This window comes from Haloterrigena turkmenica DSM 5511, from assembly GCF_000025325.1.
Lineage (GTDB): Archaea > Halobacteriota > Halobacteria > Halobacteriales > Natrialbaceae > Haloterrigena > Haloterrigena turkmenica.
In genome coordinates this window covers 610249-633695 of record NC_013744.1, presented here as the reverse complement: position 1 = coordinate 633695, position 23447 = coordinate 610249, and the positions used below count along the sequence as shown (strand labels likewise).

Below are 23447 nucleotides of genomic sequence, written 5' to 3'. Positions count from 1 at the left end.
CCGACGGTGGTCGGCTCAGTCGTACTCGTAGAACCCCTGTCCGGTCTTTTTCCCGAGGTCGCCGGCCTCGACCTTCCGCTTTAAGAGGTAGGCGGGCTTGTAGCGGTCGCCGAGTTCCTCGTGTAAGGTCTCGGAGGCGTGCAGACAGACGTCCAGGCCGATGTGATCCGCCAGCGTCAGCGGTCCCATCGGGACGTTCGTGCCGAGTTCCATTCCGACGTCGATGTCTTCCTTCGTGGCGACGCCCTCGTCGTACGCTCGAATGCCCTCGTTGATCCACGGCATCAGGATGCGATTCGTGACGAACCCGGGTTTGTCGTCGGCCTCCCACGTCGTCTTCTCGAGGCCCTCGGCGAACTCGTGGGCCAGATCGGTCGCCGTGTCGGTCGTCTTCTCGCCGACGACCACCTCGACGCCCTCCATGATCGGGACGGGATTCATGAAGTGCAGGCCGATCACGCGTTCGGGGTGCTCGAGGTCGCTCGCGATCGACGTAATCGAGAGCGTACTCGTGTTCGTTGCCAACAGGATGTCGTCGTCACAGACGTCCTCCAGATCCGCGAAGACGTCCTTTTTGACGTCCATCTCCTCGAGGGCGGCCTCCACGACGAGGTCGCAGTTCGCGAGGTCCTCGAGGTCGGTCGTTCCCTCGATCCGCTCGCGGACGCCCTCGGCCTCGTCTTCGGGGAGCGTCTCGTTCGAAACGAGGCGCTCGAGGCTGTCGTCGATGTTCTCGAAACCGCTCTCGACAAATTCCTCCCGGATGTCACGCATCACGACGTCGTGGTCGTGCGCGGCGGCGACCTGTGCGATGCCGCTGCCCATCGTGCCCGCGCCGACAACGCCGACGCGGTCGATCGTCTCTCGGACCATTACGAATTCCTGTTCTGAGCACGATAATAAGCGTGCCGACCGCCCGGATTCCGCTTTCGACGCCGTCTGATCGTTCGCGGGGTCGGTGGTCGATACGCATATACGTCCGTCCGTGGGATCGAGAACCGGTAACGCATGTCGGTGAAATTTGTCGTCGGAACAGCCGCGTTCGGATCGCGCTGCAGGAGGAAGGATCGAGACGAAAGCACCCACAAACGGACGATCGCTGTCCGACCGTAACCGACGATGCCGCATACCACCGAAATCACCGTCGACTGGAGCGATACCGATGCGGGCGGACTCATCTACTATCCGCGGTTCTTCCACTTCGTAATTGTCGGTCTCAACGACTACTTCCGACTCGCCACCGACGGTGAACATCCGATGGAGACCTACCGGAAGGCCGGCTACGTCCTCCCAGCGGTCGAGGCGTCGGCGTCGTTTCACTCGCCGCTCCGGGCCGGCGACGAGGCCCGCCTCGAGACGACGGTCCTCGAAAGCGGAACCGCGTCGCTGACGATCTCGTTTGCGATCGCTCGAGCGTCGACCGGCGAACGCGTCGCGGATGGCGAGGTGTCGTTCGTCTTCGTCGACGACGCGTTCGAGGCGACGCCGCTCCCCGAGGAGATGCACGAATGCATTCGAGCGCGCGGCGACGCGTGAGCGGGAGTCGACCGACGTGGCCGATCCGACGCTGACGAGGGCGGTCCGGCGGATATCGAGCGGGAGGGGAAAACGACGACTCCGTTTCTCGAGCGGTTCGCGGCGAAATTGAGAAACAGAGGGCGAAAACGGGTTAGCAGCGGAGTGTCCGGGATGCGGAGCGCCGACCGCGCAGCGGGTCGCGTCAGGAGTGTTTCTCCTGTTCCTGTTCTCGCAGTTCGATCCGGCGGATCTTGCCGCTCGAAGTCTTAGGGAGTTCCTCGACGAACTCGATCCGTCGGGGGTACTTGTAGGGCGCCGTCTCGTTCTTCATGAACTCCTGGAGTTCGTCCTTGAGGTCGTCGCCGGCCTCGTATCCCTCGGCGAGGACGATGTAGGCCTTGACGATGCTGCCGCGTTCCTCGTGGGGGCTGTCGACGGCGGCGGCCTCGGCGACCGCGTCGTGGCTGACGAGTGCGTCTTCGACCTCGAAGGGACCGATGCGGTAGCCCGACGAGATGATGATGTCGTCGGCACGGCCCTCGAAGAAGAAGTAGCCGTCCTCGTCTCGCGATGCCAGGTCGCCGGTCCGGTAGTAGTCGCCGGACAGCTTCTGTTCGTCGAGTTCGGGCTTCTCGTAGTAGCCGTCGAAGATCGCCGGCGAATCGACCGGGACTGCGATTTCGCCGATCTCGCCCGGCTCGACCTCTTCTTCCTCGTTCATCTCGATGATCGTCGCGCCGACGCCCGGCGTCGGCTTCCCCATACTCCCGGGTTTGACGTCGATTCCGGGGTAGTTCGTCACGAGGGCGACGGTTTCGGTCTGGCCGTAGCCGTCGCGCGGCGTCACGCCCCACGCGTCCTGAATGCGCTCGATCGGCTCGCGGTTGAGCGGCTCACCGGCGGAGAGCGTATCGTTCAGTTGTACGTCGTACCGCTCGAGGTCGGCGTTAGCGAACATCCGGTACTGCGTGGGGACGGCACAGAGCTTGGTGACGCCCTCGTCCTCAAGGATCTCGAGGAAGGTCTCGGGTTCGAACTCGCCGTCGTAGATGAGTTGTGTCGCACCGGTAGTCAGCCCGACGCCGACCGGGCTCCAGAACCACTTGGCCCAGCCGGTGCCGGTCGTCGCCCACAGCAGTTCGTCCTCGAGATCGGTGTCCTCGTCGACGCCCCACCAGTACGGAGCGTTGACCCGGTTGAAGCAGTACATCCAGCGGTGCTTGTGGAGGACCGGCTTCGGCTGACCGGTCGTCCCGCTGGTGTAGTTGATCGACATCGGATCCTCGGCGCCGAGCTCGGGCCCGTCGTACTCGGTCGACTGACCGTCGGCGACGGACTGGAACGTCGACCACTGTTCGTCGTCGACGTCGTCGCCATCGAGAACGATAATGCGCTCGAGCGGCGTCTCGTCGACGATCGGCTCGACCATGTCGGTCAGCGACTCGTGGACGACGATCGTTGTGGCGTTACAGTCGTTCGCGCGGAACTCGATGTCCTTCGCACGGAGCATCGACGAGCAGGGAACGAGGAGGGCACCAGCCGTGAGGGCACCTAGTTGAATCGCGAACGCGTCGGGATGACGGGGGAACAAGTGCATTACGCGATCGCCTCGTTCGACGCCCAGTTCCTCGAGTCCCTTCGCGAAGCGGTTCATGTCGTCGCGGAGATCGGCGTAGGTCCGCTCTTCGCGACGATCGTCCTCGTCCAGAAACCGCACGGCGACTCGGTTGCCGAACGCTTCTGCGTGATCGTCGATGGTCGACGTGACCGTATACGATTCCGGAATGTCCCATTCGAATTCCTCTACTATGGTATCGTGATCCATACTCATACTCGACCAATCAGACCATATCCGCATTAATGTTTTGTCGTTACCACCACTATTACCGGGAAGGAACTTTGGTCAGATCGGTTCTCGGCGGAAACATTCGCGTTTCGAGCGCTGAGACGATTTCGGTCGTGGGGAACTCCCCCTCTCGGGTGAGAAGTTTTAACACGGAACGAATCGCTGTTCGAGTATGGATACGAGCGAGCAACTGTACGAACTCGAAGCGACGGGGTGGAAGCGTGGCCTCTACGAGGACATCAAACACACGTTTCGGGCACCGATCGTCAACTGGATCTTTCGGACGACGACCGCGAACTATCCCGAGTTCCTTCGATACGCCTGGGGTCAGGTGAAGCCGGCGTTTGAGACCGCTCGCTTCGGGCGGTTCTCCGTCTCTTATCGCGATACCATCCTCTCGGCGCTCGAGGCGGAGACATCGATACCGACCTATCGTCGCGACGAACTCGAGGTCACACCGGCCGAGTACGGCGAACTCCGCGGGCAACTCGCGACCTACGACATCGTCGCGCCGCGACTCGCCGTCCTCTTCGAACTCGTCGACAGGGCGCTCACCGACGAACCGATCGGAACCGATCCCGACCGCAGCCGAGCGGCGACGGCACCGTTGCCGGACTGGCTCGACGCCGACCGCGGACGACCGCCGACGATGGTCGCGTTCGACGAGCCCCCGGAGGACTTGTCCGACGTCGTCCCGGCCATCCAGTCGTTTCACGGTCTCGACGACGGTCTCCCGAGTATCTACCGGACGCTCGCCCAGTGGCCCGGCTACCTCGCTCCCATGTGGGACGATCTCGAGCCGATCCTCGAGGGCGACGCGTTTTCGACCGCGGTCACCGAGGCCCGAGCGGCGGTGACGGACTACGTCGACTCGCTTCCGTACGTGCCGCGACTGGATCCCGACTCGCTCGAGCGTCGCGGGATCGACGAACCGGCGGTTACGGAGTTACAGGACCTGTTCCGGGACTTCAATCGGGGACCGATCGAGACCGTCGTTCCGACGCTGCCGGTGTACGCGACGACGGTCGACGCCGCCGGCGTCCGCTCGCTACAGTAACGCCGCGTCGTCGTGTCCGTCGCCCTATTCGAAGTAATCCCAGAGTATATTACCAGTGACGGTAATTGGTACCGTATGTCGTTCGATCCGGCCGCAGTAGAAACGATCACAGTCGACTCGTACGGAACCCTCGTCGACCCGTTCGCGGTCGAGCGGGCGCTCGCAACCCACGTCGATCAAGTGAGTCCGATCGCCGAACAGTGGCGCAGTCGCTCGATCAGGTATACGATGGTGAGTAACTTCACCGACAGCTACCAGACGTTCTACGAGATGAACCGCGACGCGCTCCGGTTCGCGCTTGAGGACCATGGAGTCGAACTCTCGGACGAGACGATCGAAGAGATCCTCTCGACGTACCACGAACTCGATCCGTTCGACGACGTTCGGGACGGTCTCGAACAGCTTACCGACGCCGGATACGACGTCTACGTGCTCTCGAACGGTAACCCCGAGATGCTCGAGTCGATGGTCGAGATGGCGGAGATCGGGTCGCTGATCGCGGACGCGATCAGTGCACACGAGATTCGGACGTTCAAACCCGCCGTCGACATCTACCGGCACGCGGCGGGACGAACCGGAACACCGATCGAATCGATCGCACACGTTGCCGGACCCACGTTCGACGTTCAGGGCGCGATGCACGCGGGTATGCAGGGCGTCTGGATCGATCGCGGGAACGGAGTCAGGGATCCGTTCGGCGACGATCCCGATTTGACCGTCGAGACGTTTTACGAACTCGCGGACGAATTCGGACTGTAGCGATCCGCGACCCGACTCGAGAGTATCGTCTCGGACTGACGATCGTTCGCGGACCAACGAATCGGCCGTGTCCGCCGAATTCCGAGATTAAACGCTCTTTTAAATTAGCACTTTCGTTAGGAATATCCGAATATAGTCTGTCTATGAGGAAGTAATAGGACAATCTAGGCATAAGAACTTAATACTTGCATTATGACAAGACGTAGTGTATGCAAACACATACCAAAGAAGCGCTCGCATCACTGGGCGCTGCGTTAGCGCTTATCGCCGTCATTAACGCGGGGATCTGGTTCACCATGTTCGGGACCCCCGATCTCACGGTCTTGGGGTTCCCGTTCCACTACTTCTGGTTGGTAGCCGGTGGCCCGGCGGTAATGTTCGTCCTGTACTGGATCTACTACCGGTATATCACGACCTCCATCATGGAGGAAAAAGCGCAACTGAAGGCCTCAGTGGACGCGGCCGGACCGACCGGTGAAGTCGGAGTCGAACCGGGTGATGACGATGACTAAGCTACTACAGCAGACCGGCGAGTATCCGTTCCAGGAGACGTTCACCGATCTGCTCGTTCCCATGCTGATCGTCGGGGCGACGTTCGTCGTCTACTACGGGATCAGTTACTACATGAAGAACAACATCAAGGGGACGGACGACTACATGGTCGCCGGTCGAACCATCGGTCCGTTCGTCAACGGCTCCGCGATCTCCGCCACCTGGGAGAGCCTGGCGACGTTCATGGGCGTCGTCGCGTTGATGATCACGGTCCAGATACCGTTCCTGGCGGTCTGGACGAACTTCCTGCTGTCGATCCCGTTGATCGTCATCCTGTACGGCCAGACGCTCCGTCGACTGGGATCGTACACGCCGGCGACGTTCTGTAAGGACCGGTATGGAAACACGATGTCCGTAGTGATGGCGCTGCTCATCGTGTTCGTGATGTTGATGTACGCGCTCGGTCAGTTCATCGGGCTGGCTCAGATTATGGAGGTGCTGCTCGGCTGGGACTACACCCTCTCGCTGTTCGCCATCGCGGCGCTGGTGACGGGATACGTCGTCATCGCCGGCATGTGGGGCGTCTCCTACAACTCTGCCCTCCAGTTCTGGATCATGCTCACCGCGGCGTTAATCCCGATGATGTTCGTTCTCAATCAGCTCGGCTCGAGCGGCTGGTTCTTCCCGCCGCTGGGCTACGGTGACCTCGTTCCGGAGATGCAGGAATCCAACCCCGGCTTCTTCGGCATGGCGTTCGACACCCGCTGGTACTTCGCGATGTTCCTGGCGATGACGCTGGGCCCCATCGGGATGCCACACCTTGCCCAACGCATCTTCACCAGCCGCGACGTCGAGGCGGGGCGGAAGACCGTCTTCTGGTTCATCTTCGTGACCGGCCTGATGTTCGCGACGATGTACTCCGTCGCGTTCGCCGGCGTCTTCTGGCTCGAGAACCAGGGCTACGAGGTCGCCGACGCCGACTTGGACAAGATGATCTTCTATCTCAACTTCGCGTTCAACGGCAACTCGGTCACCGGCTACGTCATCGCCGGTGCGGTCGCCGGCGGGCTCTCGACCGTGAGCGGGCACATGCTCGCTATCAGCGCCGCAGTCGCGAACGACATCGTCGAAGCCTTCGAACTCGATGTCAGCGAAGATCGCAAGACGCAGTTCGGTTACGCGTCCGTCATCGGTGCTGGCCTCGTCATCGCGCTGATCGCGCTCAATCCGCCCGCGTTCCTCGTCGTGAGTATCCTGTGGGCGTTCGCGGTCAGCGCGGCCGCGATCACGCCGGTCATCGTGCTCGGCGTCTGGTCGGCCCGCGCAAATCGATACGGTGCGATCGCCTCGAGCGTCGTCGGCTTCGTTACCGTCGTCCTGCTCTCTCCGCACGCGTTCAGCGGGATCACCGCCGGCGGCGAAGGGCTGACGGCGGCCGTCGGGATCGACGCGATCATGATCGCGTTCCCGGTGTCGATCATCACGTTCGTCGTGGTCTCGCTCGCCGCCGAACGGATCGAGGCGCTCGACGTCGAACCGGCCGACAACGCATCGCTCATCAACGAGATGCACGGCTACCCCGATGACGGCGTCGAACGCTTCAACAGCGCGCTACCGCTGATCGTCCTCGCAGTGCTCATGCTCCCGATCCTCTGGTGGGGCGTTCAGCCCTGGTAACGCCTCTCTGGCTATGCAACTCTTCGGATCCAAAATCGGCACGGCGGTCTGGCTCCTCGTCGGTCTCGGCACCGCTTCGGTCGCCGCGACCAACGGCAATCGGGTGACCGCGCTCATCGCCGTCGGCTGGATCGTCCTCGCGGCGTTCAGCTGGGTCGAGTACCGGAAGGCGGAGTGAGGGGCCACTGCGATTGCGGTCTCGCGCCACGCGGGCGGCGAACCGTGCTCACTCCTCGGTCATCAACACCGTGACCGGCCGCTCGGCGTTGAGCAGGACGGACTGCGTGACGCTCCCGAACAGCACCTTGCCGGCCGGGCTCTTCCGCCGGCCGCTCATGACGATACTGTCGGCATCGATCTCCTCGGCGACCGCGACGATCTCCTCCGCGATGTTGCCGCGTTCCAGTCGCGTCTCTACGTCGATTCCCTCGGCCTCGAGCGGTTCGTAGGCCGCGATCGTGCTGTCCGGGAGTTCGGGCTCCTCAACGCCCTCACCGCGCTGTGTCTCGAACTCCTGCAACCAGGGCTGTTTCGTCTCCTCGGAGACGTTGAGGAGGACGACGCGCTTCTCCTCGGGGTCGCCCGGGAGGGAGATCACCGTCTCGGCCGCGCGCTTCGCTCGCGTCTCGCTCTCGTCGATCGGTAACAGAGCAGTGTGCATACCTACCATTCCACACATCGACACTTAACGATTGAGGGCTGTGAGGGCGTCTACGGCGGACACATCGGTTTCGCGGCCGATTCCGCCGACTGGAGGCCACGCGACGTACGATCCGCGACGGCCGATCCGGAGGCCGAGACGCCCGAACGACGATAACGGCCGCGACACCGCGATCGAACGCCCGACGGCAAGACTTTAGAATCTTGGGGGAGATGTTCACACCTATGTTCGACGACGACGAGCTCGACGATATCCGCGAGCAGCGCGCGGAGTGGGAGGAGAACACCCTCGAGCCGATTCTCGAGGCCCACGGCGAGCGGAAGGAGCGGTTCGCGACCGTCTCGAACCACGAGGTAGACCGCCTCTACACGCCCGAAGACATCGCGGATCTCGACTTCGACGAGGACCTCGGCTTCCCCGGTGAGCCGCCGTACACCCGCGGGCCGTATCCGACGATGTACCGCGGGCGGACGTGGACGATGCGCCAGTTCGCCGGCTTCGGTACCGCCGAGGAGACCAACGAGCGCTTTCACTACCTGATCGACGAGGGCCAGACCGGACTCTCGACGGCGTTCGACATGCCCTCGCTGATGGGACTGGACTCGGACGCTCCGATGAGCGAGGGCGAGGTCGGCAAGGAGGGCGTCGCGGTCGACACGCTACGGGACATGGAGATCCTCTTCGACGGGATCAACGTCGGCGAGGTCTCCACCTCCTTTACGATCAACCCCTCCGCGGCGGTCGTCTACGCGATGTACATCGCGCTGGCCGACCAGCAGGGCGTCCCGCGCGATGAGATTCGGGGCACCCTCCAGAACGACATGCTCAAGGAGTTCATCGCCCAGCGGGAGTGGGTGATCCCGCCGGAACCCTCGCTGGATATCGTTACCGACACCATCGAATACGCCACTGAGGAGACGCCCAAGTTCCACCCGGTCTCCATCTCGGGGTATCACATCCGCGAGGCCGGTTCGACGGCCGTCCAGGAGGCGGCGTTCACGCTCGCCGACGGCTTCGCCTACGTCGAGGACTGCCTCGACCGAGGCCTCGAGGTCGACGAGTTCGCACCGCTGCTCTCCTTCTTCTTCAACTGTCACAACTCCATCTTCGAGGAGATCGCGAAGTTCCGTGCCTCCCGTCGGATCTACGCCCGCGTGATGGAGGAGTGGTACGACGCCGAGCGCGACGAGTCCAAGCGAATGAAATTCCATACCCAGACGGCGGGCCAGTCGCTGACCGCCCAGCAGCCGCTGAACAACATCGCCCGGGTGACGATCCAGGCACTGGCGGCCGTCTTCGGCGGCACCCAGTCGCTGCACACCAACAGCTTCGACGAGGCGCTGGCGCTTCCGAGCGAGGAGGCCGTCCGCGTCGCGCTCCGGACCCAACAGATCATCTCCGAAGAGTCGGGCGCGGCCGACATCGTCGATCCGATGGGCGGCAGCTTCGCCATCGAGAAACTCACGAACGAACTCGAGGCGGAGATCATGGGCTACATCGAGGAGATCCGCGAGATGGGCGACGGCTCGGTTCGCGACGGCGTCCTCGAGGGGATCGACCAGGGGTACTTCCACCGCGAGATCGGCGAGGCCAGCTACGAGTATCAACAGCGGGTCGAACGCGGCGAGGAGGTCGTCGTCGGCGTCAACGAGTTCACTATCGAGGAAGACACGTCCCCGGACACGCTCGAGGTCGACGAGACGACCCGCGAGCGCCAGCTCGCGCGCCTCGAGGAAGTGAAAGCCGACCGCGACGACGAGGCAGTGGAGGCGACGCTCGCGGCGCTGTCGGACGCGATCGAGAGCGACGAGAACGTGATGCCCTCCATCATCGACGCGGTGAAGGCCTACGCCTCGATGGGCGAGATCATGCAGGTGTTCGAGGACCACTATGGCGCCTACCAAGAGAACATCACGCCCGTCTGAACGGCGTCGAATCGCGGGAGACGCCGATCACGCCGTTTCGGCGCGCTCGGTCGAGTACGACTCGCGCTCGAGGGCGTACGTACACTCCCGATAGCTGTCCCCACCGATCGATATCTCCTCGGTATCGGTCCGCTCGAAGCCGAAATCGTCGTAGAAGGCCTTCCCCAGTTCGTTCGCGTCGAGGACCATCGCGTTGATCCGCTCGACCCCCTGTTCGAAGAGCGTCTGACAGGTCTCCTGAAGTAACCGTCGCCCGATCCCGTCGCCGCGAGCGTCCGGTCCGACGTACACGCGGAGGATGTTCCCCACGTCCGCGTTAGTGTCCCAGGTCGCGTGAGCGAACCCGACGATCTCGTCGTCCCGCTCGGCGACGAGCATGAGTGCCCGCGCCCAGACGATCGAGTCCCTGATTCGCTCTTCCGAGTACCACTCGCCGAGGCCGTCCTGAATGGATTCCCGGCTCAGTATGTCGGGATAGTCCCGCGTCCACGATTCCTCTGCCACGCTCTGGATCGCGTCGATGTCGTCGACGGTCGCTTCGCGGATTGCCATACGCTACCTCTCCACATGAGTCGAATTAATTGTTTCCACCGCCTCGGAAACCCCGAATCGAGCAACGCCCGTTGCAAATCGAGTTTCACTTCTGCAAGTCCGCGGAGTTTCGCTCCGGTTTCCGATAGAATCATACCGGGGCACGTGAAAGGCAGGGACATGAGTACCGAGAGCGAGCAGCAAACCATCCGGTGTATGGTCGCGAAGGTAGGACTCGACGGTCACGATCGCGGCGCTCACGTCATCGCGCGGGCGTTTCGCGACGCCGGCTTCGAAGTGATCTACTCCGGATTGCACAAAGCGCCCGAAGAGATCGTTCAGGCGGCGGTCCAGGAGGACGTCGACGTTCTTGGCATCTCCATTCTCTCTGGAGCTCACGACACGCTCATCCCGAAGATCATGAACGGGCTCGAGGAGTACGGCGCGAAGGAGGACACGCTCGTCCTCGCCGGCGGCGTCATCCCCGAGGAGGATCGCGCGGAACTCAGGGAGGACGGCGTCGCCGAGATCTTCGGTCCCGGAACGTCGATCGAGGAGACCGTCGAGTTCGTCCGCGAAAACGCACCGAAACGATGAGTTCGGATCACGAATCGCTGCTCGAGGACCTGCTGGCGGGCGAACACCGCGCGCTGGCGCGGGTCATCTCGAAGATCGAGAACCGCTCGCCGGGATATCGGGATCTTGTCTCGGAGCTGTACGCCCACACCGGCGAGGCCGACGTGATCGGGATCACCGGCTCGCCGGGCGCGGGCAAGTCGACGCTGGTCGACAAGCTCGCCGAGACCTACCGCGAGCGCGGCGAGACGGTCGGGATCATCGCGATCGACCCCTCCTCACCGTTTACGGGCGGCGCGGTGCTGGGCGACCGCATCCGGATGGGATCGACCGTCGGCGACATGGACGTCTTCGTCCGCTCGATGAGCGCTCGCGGGACCCTGGGCGGTCTCTCGACGGCTACCGCGGACGCCGTCAAGGCGATGGACGCCTTCGGTAAGGACAAGGTCATCATCGAGACCGTCGGCGCCGGCCAGAACGAGATCGACATCGTCCGCACCGCCGATACGGTCACCGTCCTCGTTCCGCCGGGGTCGGGCGACGCGGTCCAGACGCTGAAGGCCGGCATCCTCGAGATCGCCGACGTCTTCGTGGTCAACAAGGCCGACCGGGACGGCGCCGACCGGACCGTCCGGGAACTGCGCGATATGATCCAGCTCGGCGAGGGGGGCGGCACGGGCGGCGCCGGCGGTGGCGGCCACCACAGTCAGGAGGTCATCGACGCCCACGACGACTGGGACCCAGAGGACGACGAGGACGGAGACGAGGACGAGGGGTGGACCCCGCCGATCGTCGAGACCGTCGCGACGAAGGGCGAGGGCGTCGAGGCGTTTATCGACGCGCTCGAGGACCACCAGCGGTACCTCGTCGACTCCGGAACGCGGGCTGTGATGACCCGCCAGCGCTACGCCGAGGAGATCCGCACGCTGCTGCGCGAGGACGTCCACGCCATGCTCGAAGACCGGCTCGCGGCCGCCGGCGGCGTCGACGAACTGGTCGAGGCCGTCCGCAAGGGCGAGACCGATCCCTACACCATCGCCGCCGACGTGCTCGCGCCGGTCGAGGAGTGCGTCGACGAGCTCGAACTCGAGGACTCAGTGTCCGAAGAGTAACGGCGCGCGGTATCCCTGTTCGGAGCGGAGCGCTCTCTCGAGCCGCCCTCGACGTCAGTTCGGCCGTTCGCGGCGGGTCAGGCGTTCAGCAGTTCCCGCGCGATCGTGTTCCGCAGCACTTCGCTGGTGCCCTCGTAGATCTCGTTGAGCTTGGCGTCGCGGTAGAACCGCTGGGCGGCGAAGTCCTTGGTGTAGCCGTAGCCGCCGTGGATCTGGATGCCCTCGTTGGCGATCTCGCGGCTCACCTCGCTGGCGTAGAGCTTGGCCTGTGCGGCCTCCTTGACGAAGTTCTCGCCGCGCATCTTCCTGTCGGCCGCGTCGTGCATGAGCAGCCGAGCCGCGCGCGTCTTCGTGTCCATGTCGGCCAGTTTGTGCTGGATCGCCTGGAAGTCCGAGATCGGTCGATCGAACTGCTCGCGGTCCTGGCTGTACTTCCGCGCCTCGTCCAGGGCCGCCTGCGCGATCCCGACCGACCGGGCGGCGATGGTGATCCGACCCCCGTTGAGCGTCTTCAGCGCCTGCACGAAGCCCTCGCCCTCCTCGCCGAGGAGTCGGTTCTCGGGAATTCGCAGGTCGTCGAACCGGAGTTCGGCAGTGGGACACCCCTTGTCGCCGAGTTTCTCCTCGGTGCCCTCGACGATGAAGCCGTCGTCCTCCTCGGGACGGACGATAAACGACGAGATGCCCTTACTGCCCGCGTCCGGGTCCGTTTTGGCGAACAGCGTGACCGTGTCGGCCACGGAACCGTTCGAGATCCAGAGCTTGCCGCCGTTGACGACGTACTCGTCGCCCGCTTTCTCCGCCGTGGTCTCCATCGCCGGCACGTCGCTGCCCGCGCCGGCCTCCGAGAGCGCGAACGCGCCGATGTCGCGGCCCTCGGCCAGCGGCGTCAGATACTCCTTCTTCTGGGACTCGTCACCGAACTCGTAGAGCATGTTCCCCGCCAGCGAGGTGTGCGCGGCGACGATCGTGCCCAGACCGCCCGAACCCCGCGAGATCTCCTCGAGGGCCGCCGGGTAGGCGTGATAGTCGAGTCCGGCGCCGCCGTACTCTTCGGGGAAGGGCATCCCCATCAGTCCGAGTTCCGCGAGTTCGTCGACCAGCTCGCGGGGAAACTCGTCGGTGTGGTCGATCTCGTCGGCGATTGGCACGACTTCTTCGTCGATGAACTCCTCGACCATCTCGACGATCTGGCGTTGCTCGTCGGTAAAGCTGAAGTCCATGCTAGACGATTTCTCCCGTTTCTCCTATAGCTGTTCCTCTTCGCACGGGGTCGGGTTCGATTCAGAACCGTCGGTCGATCACGGACAAAGATATTTGTGAATCCTCGAGGAGGTGCCGGTATGGCGTACAGCTACGAGCCGCATCACTTCGAGGAGTTCGAAAAGGGCCAGACGTTCCACAGTCCCGGCAGGACCATCACCGAGACAGACGTCGTGATGCACGCTGCGACGACCGGCGACTGGAACGAACTCCACACGAACCGGGAACACGCCCGAGAGCGGGACTTCGGCGAACGGATCGTCCACGGACCGATGACCTTCGTGCAGGCGATCGGGATGGTCATGCGGATCGGCATCCTCGAGCGGACCGCCTACGCGTTCCTCGGGATGAACTACATGGACCTGCCCAATCCCGTCCGCATCGGCGACACCGTCTCGGTCGAGATCGAGGTCGCCGAGACGAAGGACCTCGAGAGCCGCGACGACGTGGGACTCGTCGTCTTCGACACGGAGATGACGACGCAGGACGACACCGTCGTCTTCCAGGGAGACCTGAAGTTCTTCGTGCTCAGAACCGGCGAGGCGTCGGTCGAACCCTGAACGCCGGACGCCGACGACCGCGAAAATAGCGCGGGTCAGCGGATCTCCCGGAAGAACGAGCGGACCTCGTCGACGAAAAGATCGGGGACTTCCATCGCGGCGAAGTGCCCGCCTTCGGGCAGCTCGCTCCAGCGGACGACGTTGTAGAATTCCTCGGCCCAGCTGCGGGGCGTCTTGATGATTTCCGCGGGATAGCGGGCGTGTCCCACCGGCACGTCGACCGATTCCGGCACCGTCGCTTCGATGTCGGTCTCGTAGTACAGGCGCATCGAGGAATTGATCGTCTCGGTGAGCCAGTAGACGCCGACGTTATCGAGCAGTCGATCGCGACCGATGGCCTCGTCGACGTCGTCGCCGTCGCTCCACGCCCGGAACTTCTCGACGATCCATCCGGCGAGTCCCGCCGGCGAATCGGTGAGTCCGTAGGCGAGGCTCTGCGGTCTGGTCGACTGAATCTCGTGGTAGCCGAAGCCGGTCTCGTAGAACTCGCTGGTCTCCCGGTAGGCGGCCCGTTCCTCGTCGTCGAGCATCGCCACCGGGTCCTCGAGCCGCGAGGGGGTCACGAACAGCATGTTCGTGTGAATCGCGTCGACGCGATCGGGATAGCTCGCACCGAGAACCGCGGCGATGAGCGCCCCCCAGTCGCCGCCCTGGACGACGTAGCTATCGTAGCCGAGGCGATCCATCAGATCGTCGAACGCCGACGCCATCGCCGTCACGTCGTAACCCCGCTCTCGCGTCGGACCGGAGAACCCGTAGCCCGGGAGCGAGGGGACGACCAGATCGAACGCGTCTTCGGGACCACCGCCGTGGGCCGCCGGATCGCTGAGCGGCCCCAGCACGTCGAGGAACTCCGCGACCGAGCCCGGCCAGCCGTGGGGTAAGAGCAGCGGGAGCGTCGACGATTCGGGCGAGCGGACGTGGTAGAAGTGAATCCGCTGGCCGTCGATCGTCGTCACGTACTGGTCGAAGGTGTTGAACCGCTCCTCGAAGGATTCCCAGTCGTAGTCCTCCCGCCAATACCGACAGAGGTCCCGGAGATACTCCCGATTCGTTCCGTACTCCCACCCCGAATCGGGGGACTGATCCGGCCAGCGCGTCTCGGCGAGACGTCGCCGGAGGTCGTCGATCGCGTCTCGCCCGACGTCGACCTCGAACGATCGAATCGAGCCGTTCGGCGGCGTCATGTCGACCACGCCAGTTCGATCAGGCGATCGCTCGTATCGGCCGTACGTTCGTCAGTCACGGACATGACTCGTAGTGCGGTTCACGGGATCAAATAACACGTGGACGATCGACCGCACCGGGAGGGTCCGGTGCGGACTGTCACAGGAAGTCGATGCCGATTGGTGATCGCGAATTCGGAGTTACAGCGGTATCGAGACTCCGAATTCGAACCGAGATACGTTTCGCTCTCAAATGTCTCGGAACGGTTCAGATCTCGAGGCGGACCGTCGAACTCTCCGAAAGGGATTTGCCATTCGCTGACACACCTGTTCCCATGTCGACCTTCGAAGTCACCGACGGCGTGTACGGGATCGATATCGGAATGTTCGATTCGGGCGTCGCGTCTGTCTATCTCTTCGACGACGACGAACCGACGCTCGTCGACGCGGGCATCGCAGCCACCGCCGAGACAATCAGGGACGGACTCAAAGAGTGCGGTGTCGCCCCGTCGGAACTTTCGAATCTCGTCTGTTCGCACGTTCACGTCGATCACAGCGGCGCCGCGAGCGATCTCGTCGACGCGGCGCCGGACCTCGACGTCTTCATCCACGAATCGACCGCCCCGCATCTGATCGATCCGAGCGGACTCGTCGAGAGCAGCAAGCGGGCGATGGGCGATCACTTCGAGCTGATGGGCGAACAGGGGCCAGTCCCGGAGGAGAACGTCGTCGGCGTCCCCAACGAGGGACGGACGCTCGATATCGGGACCAATAGCCTCGAGTTGATCTACGCGCCGGGCCACTCGCCCGACCACTTCGCAGTCTGGAACCCCGAGCGGGAGCTCCTGTTCGCCGCCGAGTGTCTCGGGCTCTACCTCGCTGAGGCCGACCAGTGGCTGCCGCCGGCCACCCTCCCCAATTTCGACGTCGAACTGATCGCGGACGCCGTCGACCGACTCGAGGAACTCGAACCTGATCGGATCGTTTTTCCCCACTTCGGCGAGTGGCCGTACGACCCCGTCGAGGCGTTCGAGACGGCGCGGGCCGAACTCCGCCGATACGACGAGCGAATCCTCGAACTGTACGAGGAGACCGGCTCCCGCGAGGAAACGAAGCGCGCCGTCGACGAGGAACTGCTCGAACTCGCACCGCCCTACGACCCGGCCGTCGAGTCGTTCTTCGCGAGCCTGCTCACCGACGGCTATCTGAAGTATCATGATCGCGTCTGAGCGCTCGAAATCGAAGCTGCGGTCGCTGGACGACAGAGAAGATTTTAGTACATTGTTACCATCACTCACGCTAGGATGTCGGAGTCACCACCGAACGTTCAAGCACCGACGCCGGAGGAGATCCGAGCGTACGCGGAACAGCACCATATCGAGTTGAGCGACGCGGAAGTAGCGGACTTCGAAGCCGTCATCGCCGAGACGCTCGCCGGCTACGAACGGTTGGACGAGCTCCCGGACTATCGACCGCGGGTCGAGTACACTGACCGCGATCCGGGGCACAGACCGGGACGCGACGAGGATCCGCTCAACGCCTTCGTCACGAAATGCGAGGTACAGGGAGCCGACGACGGTCCGCTCGCCGGCTACGAGGTCGGACTGAAGGACAACGTCAACGTGGCCGGCGTCGAGCTGACGCTCGGCTCGAAGCTCTTCGAGGGATACGTCCCGTCGACCGACGCGACGATCGTCACGCGGCTCCTCGACGCCGGCGCGACCATCACCGGAAAGCTGAACATGGAAGACATGGCGTTCTCCGGGAGCGGCGAACTCTCCGCGACCGGGCCGGTGTTGAACCCCGTCGATTCCGACTACATCGCGGGCGGCTCGTCCTCGGGCTCGGCTGCGGCCGTCGGAAACGGGGACGTCGACGTCGCCATCGGCGGCGACCAGGGCGGCTCAATCCGGATCCCGGCCGCCTGGAGCGGAATCGTCGGTCACAAGCCCACTCACGGACTCGTTCCCTACACCGGTATCGCCGGTCTCGGTCGGTCGTTCGACCACGCCGGACCGATGTGTTCCACGGTCGAGGACTGCGCGCGAGTCCTCGACGTGATCGCCGGGAAAGACGGCCTCGATCCGCGTCAGGGCGAGGTCCCGACCGACGACTACCTTGAGGCGCTTTCGGACGATCCGTCGGACGTGACCGTCGGCGTCGTCGAGGAGGGCTTCGGTCGAGAGACGAGCGAACCGGGCGTTGACGAGACCGTCCGCGACGCGCTCGCCGACTTCGAGGACGCCGGCGCGACGGTCGAAGCGGTGTCCGTCCCGATGCACGTAGACGGCCTCACCATCTGGAACGCCATCGCGCTCGAGGAGACGTCCGCGACAGTCGACGGCGAGTGCGTCGGCCACTACGGAAACGGGTTTTACGACACGCAGCTCGCCGAAGCCTTCGGACGGGCGCGACGCGCCCACGCCGACGACTACATCACAACGCTGAAACTCACGCTCGTCCTCGGAGAGTATCTGTCGGATGAGTACCGCGGCCGCTACTACGCGAAAGCGCAGAATCTCAGTCGAAAGCTGGCCGCGGAGTACGACGAGGCGCTCGAGGACATCGACGTGCTCGCGATGCCCACGACCCCACAAACCGCACACGAAGTCGACGAGACGATTTCGCGCGTCGAGGCGATCGAGAGAGCGCTGAACATGTTACACAACACCTCCCCATTCGACGTGACGGGCCATCCGGCGATATCGGTACCCGCTGGAACTGCTGGCGGGCTACCGGCCGGCCTCATGCTAATCGGTGACCGATTCGACGACGCGACGGTGCTCTCGAGTGCTCGCGCGTTCGAGGCGAGCCACGAGTAGCCGTCTCCTGAGCGTCGAGCACTGTCTGCAGTCGATATTCGAACTCGTCGACGCTCGTCTCTCCGCGGCGCTTCCCCGCAGCGAACCGACTCGCGCTCTCCTGTGGGCAGACCGATATTCCGGCTCCTCCCCGCAAGAGCACTCAGCACCGTGCAGAGTCGGTCCGCTATCGGGGACTGTAGAGTAGAAAGCGGACTAATCAAGTGTAGTTTTATAGGTGTCCGGTCTCTCTACCGATCACGAACGATGGGTCACAAGAAGAAATCGACGCTCGAGGGTGATCACGTGTGACTACGGAATCGACAGCAGTCGGCGACCCGCTCGAGGCGTTCCTCCGCTCGAAGTCGAAGGGCGGCGAAGGGAGCGGCAACTACCGTCGAAACCTCGAGCGCTGCGTCGAGGACTTCCTCGAGTGGCTCGAGTCGGACTCCCGATCGGGCACGACGTTCGACGATATCGACGAGCGAACGTTCCGCCGGTACGCTCGAGACCTCACCGCTCGCGACCTCGCGCCGGGGACGATCCGGACCTACTACGCGCAGGTGAGCGCCTACATCGGCTGGTGCGTTCGCGAGGGCCTCCTCGAGGCGAACTACGCGCAGCGAAACGTCGCGAAGGAGCCCCTTCCGGCGAACGACGGCCGTCGGTCGGGCGACCAGCAGGCCTGGACCGACGAACACCGACTCCTGATCACGCGACACGTCGACGAACGGGCACACGACGCCGCCGACGAGAAGGGGTTCGGCGCAATTCAGGAGTTCCGCGACCGAGCGCTCGTCTACGTCCTCTGTTACTCCGGCGTCCGTGGCGGAGAAATCTTCGCGGACCCGAAAGACGATCGCCGGAACGGCCTCCGGTGGGGCGACGTCTCGCTCGACGATCAGAAAATGACCGTCCTCGCGAAAAAGCAGGACTGGTCCGATCGATCGCTGACGAAACAGGCAGTAAACCCTATGCGGCGATACAAAAGTTTGCTCGATCCCGCGAGCGACGACTGGCCGGTGTTTCCGACGTTTCACCTCCCCTCGCTTTATGAAACGCTTCGGACCGGGTTACGAAACGAATACGGCTGGTCGACGGACGAAGTCGAGTCGTTCGTCGACGAACTCACCGGACAGACCGACGTGTTCGACGCGCTGCGCGAACGCGACCTCTCGCCGCCCTCCATCAACACCGACGGCGCTCGCCGGATCATGCGCCGACTCTGCGAGGAGGCCGATCTCGAACTCGAGGGGAAGCACGACTATCTCGCCCCGCACGGCGGGCGCCGCGGCGCTGGAGAGGTAATGGTTCGACAACGTGGGTTCACCGCCGCCGCCCGACTGCTGGATAACAGCGAGGAGGTCGTCCGCAAATCGTACTCGCATATTGAGGCCAAAGAGATGGCAGAAGACGCCGGTGAGGCATTTATCGAACACGATAGTTGAGCACGAAGAGGCACGATCTAGTTTCGCACCGCTGCTGGTAATTGTCTGTTGAGTAACTGGTGGAGCCACTGTGTGCTATAGTAGTGGATAATCTATTCAAGATACCTTTAGCGATCGCCCGACTGCCGATTCACGAATTATAGAAGCGGCCAATCTGCAGTTGGAGGGTGTAAAACCACTTTCAACGTGGTTTCGATCGACAGGGTCAAACGGTCGGTCAATTCTAACTGAAAATAAGTTGTCTGATGTCCGTCGCCATCGACGGGCGACTCAGTATCGGAGAGATCACGTTTCTCGGTTACACTATACAGAACCGAAGCAGGATGGTGTCTCGCTGTCCAAAGAGAACTACATCGGGGATTAGATTTCTACTAATTTATATTGTATTATCCTCCCAAGACCAGGCACCGAAAATATTGACGGGAATTTTATGATTCTCGATTCTGGACGGCTGCGCCGCCCGCAGAACACGCCGCGTTCTGTTGTCGAAGCGTATCGACGATTCGTCGACCAGTGGAGAGCGCAAAGCGCTCCAAGAACGCGAGTCTGGCAAAAGAGACGCTGGATCGGGATCACGGTACGTCGCTCCGGACTCACTCCCGCCGGACGAACACCACTGGGCAGGGAGCTGAGAGCAGCACCTCTTGGGTCGTCGACCCGAAGATGGCCTTTCCGGCCGGCGACCGCTTGTCGCCGCCGATGACGAGGAGGTCCGCGTCGGCCGCGAGGTCGACGATGGTGTTCGCATGCGGGCCGATAGCGGTGCTCACGTCGTACTCGAGTCCCTCGGTGTCGAACCGATCGACGATGGTCCGAAACGTTCCGTGTTGGGTCGCGATCCGTTCGGGAGCGATCTTGGTGTCGTCGTCGAGACCGAGACTCGTCGTGGTGTTTTCGTACTCGTCGTCCGTGAACACCTGTGCGACGTCCACGCGGGCGTTCGCCGGCTTCGCGATATCGATGACCGTTTCCGCGAGTTTCGGCCCTAATCCTTCATCACCGGGTTTACAGACGAGAACGACCGTTTCGAGTGCCATGTATCATTGATACAGGAGGCAGGACTTAAACCTACTCCCGTGGAACCGGACACGAGAATCCGCCAGACGGATCGCGTCGATCCGATCTGGTCATCTATCATCTCTGTTTTGAATATCGCCCAGATCGACGTGTGAACGGGGGTTATCGAGCGGTACTGCGGACGAACGGACAAGCCAAACTCTCCGTCCGTAGTGCAGTATCGGTTCGATCGGTCGCAAAGAACGAAGACCGTCGGCGTCGAACGTCAGGCCATGTACGACCGGATACTGATCGCGGTCGACGGAAGCGACGAGGCCGAGCGGGCGGCAGAGCGCGGACTTGAGTTCGCGCGCGCCTTCGATGCGGCCGTCGACGCCGTCTACGTCGTCGACTCGAAGGCGCTGCGGGTCTCGAGTCCCGGTTCCGAAACGGTTCGCCTTCGAGAACGGGGTGAGGCGGTGCTCGAGAAAATCGAGGCGCTCGCGTCCGATCTCGACCAGTCCGTAACGACGGAACTGGTCGAGGGAAAGCCCGCAGACCGGATCATGGCGCGCGCTGCCGACCAGGATGCGGGGCTGATCGTCGTCGGCAGACGGGGACATACGGGGCTCGGAAAGCGACTCCTCGGTGGCGTCACAGAGCGGCTCCTCCATCGGAGCGACGTCCCCGTCTTCGTCGTCCCGAGGGGAGCTTCGGACGCAGTGGCCGACTACTCCGACCTGCTGGTTCCGACGGACGGGAGCGAACCCGCGGCTATCGCGGGACGACACGGCGCCGCGGTCGCACGGGAGTACGGATCGACGATTCACGTGTTGAACGTGGTCGATCTGCAGGCCGCGGGCGGCGCGTTCGCCGCGGGCGGCCTCGGAACGGAGTTCATCGAACGACACGAGGCGGAGGGCGAGGAAATCGTCGAGGACGCGGCGGCAGAAATCGAAGACGCGGCGCCGGCCGTCACGACCGCGGTTGTCCGGACGACGTCCTTCGACGGCGTCGCGGCCGGCGTTCGCGAGTACGTCGACGAGGCCGATATCGACCTACTCGTCGTGGGTGCCCGCAGCCGGTCGCGCCTCGGCCGCCGAATCCTCGGGAGCGTCACCTCGACGCTCTTGCGGACGGTCGACGTCCCCGTACTGGTCGCGATGCGTTCGTCGTGATCGGCTCGATGGGGCGTCTCCTGCAGTCCGAGGGGCGGTTCGTCGGGAGTCGCGATCGATCGGGAACGAATGTCCCGAGCGAGGGGTAGATGAAGCGGAAGAGGCCGAGAGAACAACTTACTCGCCGTCCTCGAACTCGCCGAGGACGCAGTCTCCGAACGCGAGCACGAGCACCGCGCCGACCAGATCGAAGACGATGTCGAGGGCGGTGTCTTTCGGACCGTACGTGACGAGTATCGGCTCGAGCCCGAGGCGGTTCGCCGCGGTGTGAATGACGTACTCGAGGAGTTCCCAGCCGAGACCGAGACAGACGACGACGGCGACGACCCGCGGACCGGGATCGCGTCCCCGTCGACGGCTAACGGCGTAAATCAGCCCGCCCAGAATCGACGAGGAGTGGGCGTGCGTGAGGTGGTCCCACCACCAGACCTCGTCGTAGGGACCGAGCATCCCGACGGCGTGGGTGAGCATCGCGGTATTGACGTACGCCCGCTGCCACGGCTCGAGTTCGACGCCGTAGGCGCGCGCGATGAAATCGGGAAGGTAGGTACCGGCCGCTGCGGCGACGGCATTCACGACCGCACCCGGGTTCCGCCGTCGGAGTCCGACGAAAAACACTGTGAGTAATGCGTACCGGGTCCCGCGTACCCCGCTCGACTCGGCCGGTGTGGACATGCTTCTAGGTCGTGCTGACCACTCGGGATACATATGAATATCGCTACACGCGGAGAGCTAAACGCCCGACGCGGAGCTGGCTTCCGACAGACTCGATCGCCCGGATCGACTCAGTCGTCGGAGACGGTCAGGCATCGGGGGTCGTCTCGTCGTCCTCGGACACCAGCACGACGGGAACCGACAGGTCGCGGACGAGCGCTTCGCTCGTGCTCCCGAGGAGAATCGTCTTGAACGCGGACGTCCCTCGCGTCCCGACGACGACGATATCGATTCCTTCTGTCTCGACGTAGTCGGCGATCTCCTGTTCGGGGACGCCCTTCCGGATCCGGTCGACGAGCGTCACGTCCCGCGCCCGACACTCGGCGTCGACCGCCTCGAGGACGGACTCGCCCTCCGCGCGGAGGTCGTCTTCGATGGTCGCCGGATCGACGATGTCGCTGTCGTAGCCGATCCGGGTTTCGATCACGTAAAGCGCGTGCAACGTCGCACCGTACGTCGCCGCGAGGTCGACCGCGTGCGACGTCGCCGCTCGCGCACACTCGCTGCCGTCGGTCGCGAGAAGGACGTCGGAGTACATCCCTGGGTGGACGTCGGACCGCCTCCGATATAAAGGGCAAGGAGGATGGCAACCCGGCGAATAGCACGCGGTCGCTCGAGTGCTCCGTTCGATCCCAAGACCCTTGCTCGTAGTTCCGAATGGGGGGAATTCACATAGCATATATGTCAGTGATCGTCGAACGGTCACCTATGCACGTTCTCGTCCCGATCGACAATTCCGAACCGGCGCGCGCGGCGATCGAACACGCCGTGACGACGTTTCCAAACGCCGATATCACGGCGTTGCACGTCGTCAACCCTTCGATGTCGGCGTACCGGACGGACACTCACTTCAACTTCGAACGGCTCGTCGAACTCGAGGAAGAGCGAGCCGAGGCGTTGTTCGAGACGGCCCGGGAGATCGCCGACGAGCACGGTCACGAGGCCTCGCTGACGACCGAAACCGTCGTCGGAGAACCGATCCGCGACATCGTCGAATTCGCCGACGAAAACGACGTCGATCAGATCGTCATCGGCAGTCACGGCCGTTCGGGCGTTTCGCGCGTGCTGCTGGGCAGTGTTGCGGAACAGGTCGTTCGACGGGCATCGATGCCGGTGACGGTCGTTCGGTGATCGTCTGGCGGGGCGATCGACTTCCAATTCACGTTT

At 63.4% G+C, this 23447-nt stretch carries 24 protein-coding genes; 15 read left to right on the top strand and 9 right to left on the bottom strand.

What is annotated here, in order from left to right:
- Nucleotides 1-15: 15 nt before the first annotated feature.
- The gene (locus tag HTUR_RS21380; protein ID WP_012945428.1) at nucleotides 16-873 is read right to left on the bottom strand and encodes a 3-hydroxyacyl-CoA dehydrogenase family protein; all 858 of its coding nucleotides are present in this window, start codon (nucleotides 871-873) and stop codon (nucleotides 16-18) included.
- Between the two features lie 246 nt (nucleotides 874-1119).
- Between HTUR_RS21380 and HTUR_RS21375 the strand changes: the two genes are divergently transcribed.
- The gene (locus tag HTUR_RS21375; RefSeq protein ID WP_012945427.1) at nucleotides 1120-1536 is read left to right on the top strand and encodes an acyl-CoA thioesterase; all 417 of its coding nucleotides are present in this window, start codon (nucleotides 1120-1122) and stop codon (nucleotides 1534-1536) included.
- Nucleotides 1537-1720: 184 nt separating this feature from the next.
- Here the strand turns inward: HTUR_RS21375 and HTUR_RS21370 are convergent, their stop codons facing one another.
- Nucleotides 1721-3349 carry an acyl-CoA synthetase gene (locus tag HTUR_RS21370; RefSeq protein WP_012945426.1) on the bottom strand — a complete coding sequence of 543 codons (1629 nt, stop codon included), beginning with the start codon at nucleotides 3347-3349 and terminating at the stop codon, nucleotides 1721-1723.
- A gap of 187 nt (nucleotides 3350-3536) precedes the next feature.
- Between HTUR_RS21370 and HTUR_RS21365 the strand changes: the two genes are divergently transcribed.
- From HTUR_RS21365 to HTUR_RS27620, 5 genes are all read left to right on the top strand, one after another.
- On the top strand, nucleotides 3537-4421 hold the full coding sequence (locus HTUR_RS21365) for a halocarboxylic acid dehydrogenase DehI family protein (RefSeq protein WP_012945425.1): 885 nt from the start codon (nucleotides 3537-3539) through the stop codon (nucleotides 4419-4421).
- Between the two features lie 75 nt (nucleotides 4422-4496).
- Nucleotides 4497-5180: a haloacid dehalogenase type II gene (locus tag HTUR_RS21360; RefSeq protein WP_012945424.1), complete on the top strand. Its 684-nt coding sequence runs from the start codon at nucleotides 4497-4499 to the stop codon at nucleotides 5178-5180.
- A 209-nt stretch (nucleotides 5181-5389) separates the two neighbouring features.
- The gene (locus HTUR_RS21355; protein WP_012945423.1) at nucleotides 5390-5692 is read left to right on the top strand and encodes a hypothetical protein; all 303 of its coding nucleotides are present in this window, start codon (nucleotides 5390-5392) and stop codon (nucleotides 5690-5692) included.
- Complete coding sequence (locus tag HTUR_RS21350) at nucleotides 5685-7349, top strand: sodium:solute symporter family protein (protein WP_012945422.1); 1665 nt, start codon at nucleotides 5685-5687, stop codon at nucleotides 7347-7349. The genes HTUR_RS21355 and HTUR_RS21350 overlap by 8 nt, the downstream gene beginning before the upstream one ends.
- A 13-nt stretch (nucleotides 7350-7362) precedes the next feature.
- A complete protein-coding gene (locus HTUR_RS27620) occupies nucleotides 7363-7527 on the top strand; it encodes a hypothetical protein (RefSeq protein ID WP_012945421.1) in 165 nt (54 codons plus the stop codon).
- A 48-nt stretch (nucleotides 7528-7575) separates the two neighbouring features.
- Here HTUR_RS27620 and HTUR_RS21345 read toward each other — a convergent pair whose 3' ends face one another.
- Nucleotides 7576-8010 (bottom strand): universal stress protein, encoded by a 435-nt coding sequence (locus HTUR_RS21345; RefSeq protein ID WP_049941994.1) that lies wholly within the window; start codon nucleotides 8008-8010, stop codon nucleotides 7576-7578.
- Between the two features lie 224 nt (nucleotides 8011-8234).
- Between HTUR_RS21345 and HTUR_RS21340 the strand changes: the two genes are divergently transcribed.
- Nucleotides 8235-9935 carry an acyl-CoA mutase large subunit family protein gene (locus HTUR_RS21340; protein WP_012945419.1) on the top strand — a complete coding sequence of 567 codons (1701 nt, stop codon included), beginning with the start codon at nucleotides 8235-8237 and terminating at the stop codon, nucleotides 9933-9935.
- Nucleotides 9936-9962: 27 nt separating this feature from the next.
- Here the strand turns inward: HTUR_RS21340 and HTUR_RS21335 are convergent, their stop codons facing one another.
- Nucleotides 9963-10487 carry a GNAT family N-acetyltransferase gene (locus tag HTUR_RS21335; RefSeq protein ID WP_012945418.1) on the bottom strand — a complete coding sequence of 175 codons (525 nt, stop codon included), beginning with the start codon at nucleotides 10485-10487 and terminating at the stop codon, nucleotides 9963-9965.
- 159 nt (nucleotides 10488-10646) lie between these two features.
- Here HTUR_RS21335 and HTUR_RS21330 point away from each other — a divergent pair, with 159 nt between their 5' ends.
- Entirely contained in the window at nucleotides 10647-11063 is a 417-nt protein-coding gene (locus HTUR_RS21330; protein WP_012945417.1) for a cobalamin B12-binding domain-containing protein, read from the top strand.
- Nucleotides 11060-12154 carry a methylmalonyl Co-A mutase-associated GTPase MeaB gene (gene meaB, locus HTUR_RS21325; RefSeq protein ID WP_012945416.1) on the top strand — a complete coding sequence of 365 codons (1095 nt, stop codon included), beginning with the start codon at nucleotides 11060-11062 and terminating at the stop codon, nucleotides 12152-12154. The genes HTUR_RS21330 and meaB overlap by 4 nt, the downstream gene beginning before the upstream one ends.
- Before the next feature lie 77 nt (nucleotides 12155-12231).
- Here the strand turns inward: meaB and HTUR_RS21320 are convergent, their stop codons facing one another.
- Nucleotides 12232-13377 carry an acyl-CoA dehydrogenase gene (locus HTUR_RS21320; protein ID WP_012945415.1) on the bottom strand — a complete coding sequence of 382 codons (1146 nt, stop codon included), beginning with the start codon at nucleotides 13375-13377 and terminating at the stop codon, nucleotides 12232-12234.
- A gap of 120 nt (nucleotides 13378-13497) precedes the next feature.
- On the opposite strand from HTUR_RS21320, the gene HTUR_RS21315 reads away from it, so the two are divergent.
- Entirely contained in the window at nucleotides 13498-13977 is a 480-nt protein-coding gene (locus tag HTUR_RS21315; RefSeq protein WP_012945414.1) for a MaoC/PaaZ C-terminal domain-containing protein, read from the top strand.
- Between the two features lie 35 nt (nucleotides 13978-14012).
- On the opposite strand, the gene HTUR_RS21310 is transcribed toward HTUR_RS21315, so the two are convergent.
- Nucleotides 14013-15164: an epoxide hydrolase family protein gene (locus HTUR_RS21310; RefSeq protein ID WP_012945413.1), complete on the bottom strand. Its 1152-nt coding sequence runs from the start codon at nucleotides 15162-15164 to the stop codon at nucleotides 14013-14015.
- 314 nt (nucleotides 15165-15478) lie between these two features.
- Between HTUR_RS21310 and HTUR_RS21305 the strand changes: the two genes are divergently transcribed.
- The 3 genes from HTUR_RS21305 to HTUR_RS21295 all read left to right on the top strand — a co-directional run bounded on the left by HTUR_RS21305 (nucleotide 15479) and on the right by HTUR_RS21295 (nucleotide 19392).
- Nucleotides 15479-16372, top strand: coding sequence for an MBL fold metallo-hydrolase (locus HTUR_RS21305; protein ID WP_012945412.1), 894 nt, complete (start codon nucleotides 15479-15481; stop codon nucleotides 16370-16372).
- Nucleotides 16373-16447: 75 nt separating this feature from the next.
- The gene (locus HTUR_RS21300) at nucleotides 16448-17965 is read left to right on the top strand and encodes an amidase (protein ID WP_012945411.1); all 1518 of its coding nucleotides are present in this window, start codon (nucleotides 16448-16450) and stop codon (nucleotides 17963-17965) included.
- Between the two features lie 287 nt (nucleotides 17966-18252).
- A complete protein-coding gene (locus HTUR_RS21295) occupies nucleotides 18253-19392 on the top strand; it encodes a tyrosine-type recombinase/integrase (RefSeq protein WP_012945410.1) in 1140 nt (379 codons plus the stop codon).
- A 593-nt stretch (nucleotides 19393-19985) separates the two neighbouring features.
- On the opposite strand, the gene HTUR_RS21290 is transcribed toward HTUR_RS21295, so the two are convergent.
- A complete protein-coding gene (locus HTUR_RS21290; protein ID WP_012945409.1) occupies nucleotides 19986-20429 on the bottom strand; it encodes a universal stress protein in 444 nt (147 codons plus the stop codon).
- Nucleotides 20430-20681: 252 nt separating this feature from the next.
- Between HTUR_RS21290 and HTUR_RS21285 the strand changes: the two genes are divergently transcribed.
- Complete coding sequence (locus HTUR_RS21285) at nucleotides 20682-21566, top strand: universal stress protein (RefSeq protein ID WP_012945408.1); 885 nt, start codon at nucleotides 20682-20684, stop codon at nucleotides 21564-21566.
- Between the two features lie 117 nt (nucleotides 21567-21683).
- On the opposite strand, the gene HTUR_RS21280 is transcribed toward HTUR_RS21285, so the two are convergent.
- Together HTUR_RS21280 and HTUR_RS21275 are read right to left on the bottom strand one after the other, a co-directional pair.
- Entirely contained in the window at nucleotides 21684-22241 is a 558-nt protein-coding gene (locus HTUR_RS21280) for a hypothetical protein (RefSeq protein WP_012945407.1), read from the bottom strand.
- A 127-nt stretch (nucleotides 22242-22368) separates the two neighbouring features.
- Nucleotides 22369-22818 (bottom strand): universal stress protein, encoded by a 450-nt coding sequence (locus tag HTUR_RS21275; RefSeq protein WP_012945406.1) that lies wholly within the window; start codon nucleotides 22816-22818, stop codon nucleotides 22369-22371.
- A gap of 170 nt (nucleotides 22819-22988) precedes the next feature.
- On the opposite strand from HTUR_RS21275, the gene HTUR_RS21270 reads away from it, so the two are divergent.
- Nucleotides 22989-23411 carry a universal stress protein gene (locus HTUR_RS21270; protein WP_012945405.1) on the top strand — a complete coding sequence of 141 codons (423 nt, stop codon included), beginning with the start codon at nucleotides 22989-22991 and terminating at the stop codon, nucleotides 23409-23411.
- The last annotated feature ends 36 nt before the right edge of the window (nucleotides 23412-23447 follow it).